Origin of the sequence: Saccharomonospora halophila 8, from assembly GCF_000383775.1 — a bacterium.
Taxonomy (GTDB): domain Bacteria; phylum Actinomycetota; class Actinomycetes; order Mycobacteriales; family Pseudonocardiaceae; genus Saccharomonospora; species Saccharomonospora halophila.
In genome coordinates this window covers 25,117-30,142 of sequence record NZ_KB912499.1, presented here as the reverse complement: position 1 = coordinate 30,142, position 5,026 = coordinate 25,117, and the positions used below count along the sequence as shown (strand labels likewise).

Sequence of the window (5,026 nt, the reverse complement as noted above, 5' to 3'; positions counted from 1 at the left end):
CACCGCCACGCCGACGAGCACGGCACGGCGGGTGGCGGGATCCCGCAGCGACGGCAGCACCAGCGCGAGCAGCACGGCGGGGAACGCGGCGTCCAGGCCGAAGGCGTCGGTGTCGGTGACCACGGTGCCCGCCAGCGCACCGGCGACCACGCCGAGGTTCCACAGCAGGAACAGCGCGACACCGCAGACCCAGTACGCGGCCCGGCGGCGGGCGGCGTCGCGCTGTGCGAGCGCGAAGGCCACCGTCTCGTCGATCATCAGGTGGCTGCCGACGAGCCGCCTGCCGAGGCTCCGGCCGAGCACGTCCCCCACGGCGAAGCCGAACGGCAGGTGCCGCGCGTTGACCAGGAGTCCCGCGAACATCGCCGCCAGCGGGTTGCCCCCCGACGCGAGCAGCCCGACGACCAGGAACTGGGAGGCGCCCGCGAACACCACCAGGGACATCAGCACGGGCAGCCACAGCGGGAGACCGGCACTGACCGTGATGGCCCCGAACGACAGCCCCACGACAGCGTCGGCCACACACACCAGCGCGATGTCCCGCACCAGCGCACGGTCGAGGGTTCGCCACATCGAACGCATAGACTTCCATGGTGAACCCGACCGCAGCGTTCGTCAAACCGAACGATAAGGAGTGTTCAGCGAACATGACCGATCGCGATCCCGCCACCAAGGCACCGCTCGACGTCATCGCCGCGTCGCTGGCCCGGGAACGGCGCCGCGCGGGACTGTCCCTGGCGGAGGTCGCCCGCAGAGCGGGCATCGCCAAGTCCACGCTCTCCCAGCTGGAGTCCGGGACGGGGAACCCGAGCGTGGAGACGCTGTGGGCGCTGGGGGTGGCACTCGACGTCCCGTTCGCCCGGCTCGTGGATCCGCCCCGCGGGGCGGTACAGGTGATCCGCAGGGGCGAGGGTCCGGCCGTGGCCTCGGAGCGTGCGGACTACGTGGCCACCCTGCTGGCCTCCTGCCCGCCCAACGCCCGGCGCGACCTGTACCTGATCACGGTGCAACCGGGGGCACCCCGGGAGTCCGACCCGCACATGCCCGGGGTCACCGAGCACGTCGTGCTGGCCTCGGGCCGCGCACTCGTCGGCGTCGCCGAGGACCCGGTGGAACTCGCCCCGGGCGACTACGTCGCCTACCCGGGCGACGAACCCCACGTCTTCCGCGCACTCGACCCCGACACCATGGCGGTCATGGCCTCCGAACACCGGTGACCGCCCCAGGGCGGGTGACCGTGAAGGGCACCTTCACTGCGTCACGCGCCGTGAGGGGCACTTTCACTGCGTCACGCGCCGTGAAAGTGCCCCTCACGGCACACCTGTCACCAGCCGCGTTCGGCGAGGCGGTGGGGTTCGGGGGTGTCCTCGACGTTGAGGCCGACCATGGCGTCGCCGAGGCCGCGGGAAACCTTGGCCAGCATGTCCGGGTCGTCGTGGAAGGTGGTGGCCTTGACGATGGCCTCGGCGCGCTTGGCCGGGTCGCCGGACTTGAAGATGCCGGAGCCGACGAAGACGCCCTCGGCGCCGAGCTGCATCATCATCGCCGCGTCGGCGGGCGTGGAGAGCCCGCCCGCGGTGAACAGCACCACCGGGAGCCTGCCGGTCCGGGCGACCTCGGCGACCAGCTCGTACGGGGCCCGCATCTCCTTGGCCGCCACGTAGAGCTCGTCGGTGGGCAACGCGGCCAGCGTGCGCATCTCCGACCGGATCGCGCGCATGTGGGTGGTGGCATTGGACACGTCACCGGTGCCCGCCTCGCCCTTCGAGCGGATCATCGCCGCACCCTCGTTGATCCGGCGCAGCGCCTCACCGAGGTTGGTGGCGCCGCACACGAACGGCACGGTGAACTCCCACTTGTCGATGTGGTTGGCGTAGTCGGCCGGGGTGAGCACCTCGGACTCGTCGACGTAGTCGACACCGAGGGACTGCAGCACCCGCGCCTCGACGAAGTGGCCGATCCGGGCCTTGGCCATCACCGGGATGGACACCGACGACACGATGCCGTCGATGAGGTCGGGGTCGCTCATCCGCGCCACCCCACCCTGGGCGCGGATGTCGGCGGGCACGCGCTCCAGCGCCATCACCGCGACCGCTCCCGCGTCCTCGGCGATCCTGGCCTGCTCCGGGGTGACCACATCCATGATCACGCCACCCTTGAGCATCTCGGCCATGCCGCGCTTCACCCGCGGGGTGCCGGTCTCGGGTCGCTGGTTGTCGGCGGGTCGGACGTCTGACACGGGGGTACGCCTTTCACACAGGGGTGGTTACCCGTTCAGCGTACGTCCGGCGTGGACCGCACAAGCGGGCCAGTTCGCAGCGATCTCACCAGTCCACTTCACCCCCGGGGAACGCGACCGCTTGCCATCCCCAGCCTCCGGGTATGTGATCGAAAGACACAACCCTCGTCCCGTGGTGTCACCGCACCAGGCGAACCACCCGTGGTGTCACCACACCACGCACGGCGCACACCGCCCCGGGGAGGACCACGATGGCCGAGAAGAACAGCAGGATCACCGAAACCGGAGCCGGCCTCGCCGTGGACGACCCCGGCAGAGTACGCAACGTCGCCCTCGTGGGGCCGCCGGGTTCAGGCAAGACCACGCTGGTCGAGGCGCTGTTGGTGGCCTCGGGAACCATCCCCCGCGCCGGATCGGTCGTCGACGGCACCACGGTCAGCGACCACGACCCCGCCGCGGTCCGCCAGCAACGGTCCGTCGGGCTCTCCCTGGCACCCGTCCGGCACGCGGACACCAAGATCAATCTGATCGACACGCCCGGATACGCGGACTTCGTCGGCGAGGTCCGTGCGGGGCTGCGCGCGGCCGACGCCGCGCTGTTCGTGGTCAGCGCGGGTGAGGGGGTCGACGCGGCGACCGTGGCCCTGTGGGAGGAGTGCGCGGCGGTGCGGATGCCCCGTGCCGTCGTGGTGTCCCGGCTCGACCACGCCCGCGCCGACGTGACCTCCGAGATCACCGAGTGCCGCGAGGCGTTCGGTGAGGGGGTTCTCCCGCTCTACCTGCCCGCGAGCGACGGCAGCCCCGGCCTGGTCGGGCTGGTCACCCAGCGGTACTTCGACTACTCCGCGGGCCATCCCCCGGCCGTGGGTCCGGTCGGCGTCGCCGACGTGGTGCGCATGACCGAGGCCCGCAACGAGCTCATCGAGGGGGTGATCGCCGAGAGCGAGGACGAGACCCTGATGGAGCGTTACCTCGCGGGCGAGATCGTCCCGGAGGACACGCTGATCACCGATCTGGAAACGGCGGTGGCGAAGGCGGAGTTCTACCCGGTGATCCCCGCGTGCGCGTTGACGGCCGTGGGGACGGCGGAGATCCTGGACGGCATCGTCCGGGCGTGCCCGTCCCCGCTGGAGCGCATCCCACCGGAGGTGACCACCATCGACGGCGGACCGCGCCCCCGGCTGGCCACCGACCCGAACGGCCCCCTGTCCGCCGAGGTGTTCCGCACGACGGTGGACTCGTACGTCGGCCGGGTGTCCCTGGTGCGGGTGTTCTCGGGCTCCCTGCAGCCGGAGCGCCCGGTCCACGTCTGCGGACACGGACTGACCGCACGCGGGCACGCCGACCACGACGCCGACGAGCGGGTGACGCACCTGTACTCCCCGCTCGGGGCGAGCCTGCGCGAGGTCCCGCACTGCATCGCGGGCGACATCTGCGCGGTCACCCGGATCGGCTCCGCCGAGACGGGTGACACCGTGTCCTCCCCGGACGATCCGCTGCTGATCCGGACCTGGGACATGCCGGAACCGCTGCTGCCGGTGGCGGTGACCGCCCGGACCCGCAGCGACGAGGACGCGCTGGCGCGCAACCTCTCCCGGCTGGTCGCCGGGGACCCGACCCTGCGCCTGGAACGCAATGCGGAGACGAACCAGCTCGTGCTGTGGTGCATGGGTGAGGCGCACGCCGACGTCGTGCTGTCCCGCCTACGCGGGGGTGGCGCCGAGGTGGACACCGAACCGGTGCGGATCAGCCTGCGGTCGACCTTCGCCGCGAAGGCCACCGGGCACGGGCGGCACGTCAAACAGTCCGGCGGGCACGGCCAGTACGCGGTGTGCGACGTCGAGGTGGAACCACTCGAACGGGGGGCCGGGGTCGAGTTCGCCGACCGGGTCGTCGGGGGCGTCGTGCCGCACCAGTTCGTCCCGAGCGTCGAGAAGGGCGTCCGCGCCCAGCTCGCGGGGGGACTCGACGACGACAACCCGGTGGTGGACGTACGGGTGACCCTGTTCGACGGCAAGGCGCACAGCGTGGACTCCTCCGACGCCGCGTTCCAGACCGCCGGGGCACTGGCGCTGAAGGACGCGGCGGCCAAGGCGGGCACGGTGCTGCTCGAACCGCTCGACAGCGTGACGATCCGCGTGCCCGACGACCACCTCGGCGCGGTACTGGGCGATCTGTCGTCGCGGCGCGGCAGGGTTCTGGGCACCGAGTCGGTCGCGGGCGGGCGCAGCGTCATCCGCGCGGAGGTCCCGGCGGGCGAACTGCTGCGCTACGCGATCGACCTGCGCTCCCTCACCTCGGGAACCGGCGAGTTCACCCGCGCCCACGCCCGCTACGAACCCGCCCCGCACCGCCAGGCCGCGGGCTGAGGTGTGCCGTGAAGGCCCCCTTCCCCGCATCCGACGCAGTGAAGGAGTCCTTCACGGCCACGGGCGCCGGGAAGGAGTCCTTCACGGCGCCTGCGGCGGGGGTGGGTGGGGGTCCGGCTCGGCGATCTCGAAGTAGTCCGGTCGGGCCGCGGTGCCCGCCAGCCGGAACCAGCGCACCGCCCGCCGGTGCCGCAACGCCAGCGTGTCACGGACGGCGTCGTTGTACACGCGGCGGGCGAGCACCACCCGCTCCTCGGCGTCGGACAGCTCGTCCGCCGACGGGGCGGCCATCCGTGCGCGGTCCACCCCGGCCAACAGGCGGGTCAGCGTGTTCTCCGCCTCTTCCCGTCCGGGCCGGGGGGCCTCCTCGGCGGAGTCGGCGGCCCGGCGGAGCAGCAGCGCCCGCTCGTCGGGGAGC

4 protein-coding genes and 1 pseudogene are annotated in these 5,026 nt (G+C 72.2%); 2 read left to right on the top strand and 3 right to left on the bottom strand.

Annotated elements, in window-relative coordinates; genetic code table 11:
* On the bottom strand, positions 1-582 hold a 582-nt coding region (locus SACHA_RS0104845), incomplete at its 3' end, for an AzlC family ABC transporter permease (RefSeq protein WP_019807620.1).
* A 65-nt stretch (positions 583-647) separates the two neighbouring features.
* Here SACHA_RS0104845 and SACHA_RS0104840 point away from each other — a divergent pair.
* Complete coding sequence (locus SACHA_RS0104840) at positions 648-1,217, top strand: helix-turn-helix domain-containing protein (RefSeq protein ID WP_019807618.1); 570 nt, start codon at positions 648-650, stop codon at positions 1,215-1,217.
* A gap of 107 nt (positions 1,218-1,324) precedes the next feature.
* On the opposite strand, the gene pdxS is transcribed toward SACHA_RS0104840, so the two are convergent.
* Positions 1,325-2,239 (bottom strand): pyridoxal 5'-phosphate synthase lyase subunit PdxS, encoded by a 915-nt coding sequence (gene pdxS, locus SACHA_RS0104835; protein ID WP_028662895.1) that lies wholly within the window; start codon positions 2,237-2,239, stop codon positions 1,325-1,327.
* A 251-nt stretch (positions 2,240-2,490) separates the two neighbouring features.
* On the opposite strand from pdxS, the gene SACHA_RS0104830 reads away from it, so the two are divergent.
* The gene (locus SACHA_RS0104830) at positions 2,491-4,608 is read left to right on the top strand and encodes an elongation factor G-like protein EF-G2 (RefSeq protein WP_019807614.1); all 2,118 of its coding nucleotides are present in this window, start codon (positions 2,491-2,493) and stop codon (positions 4,606-4,608) included.
* An 81-nt stretch (positions 4,609-4,689) separates the two neighbouring features.
* Here the strand turns inward: SACHA_RS0104830 and SACHA_RS20325 are convergent.
* Positions 4,690-5,026, bottom strand: a pseudogene (locus SACHA_RS20325) (NUDIX hydrolase); the annotation flags it as partial.

What these genes read in the sequence shown, in the direction of transcription:
- SACHA_RS0104830 (WP_019807614.1), top strand. Translation starts at nt 2,491, where the DNA reads ATGGCCGAGAAGAACAGCAGGATCACCGAAACCGGAGCCGGCCTCGCC.
- SACHA_RS0104840 (WP_019807618.1), top strand. Translation starts at nt 648, where the DNA reads ATGACCGATCGCGATCCCGCCACCAAGGCACCGCTCGACGTCATCGCC.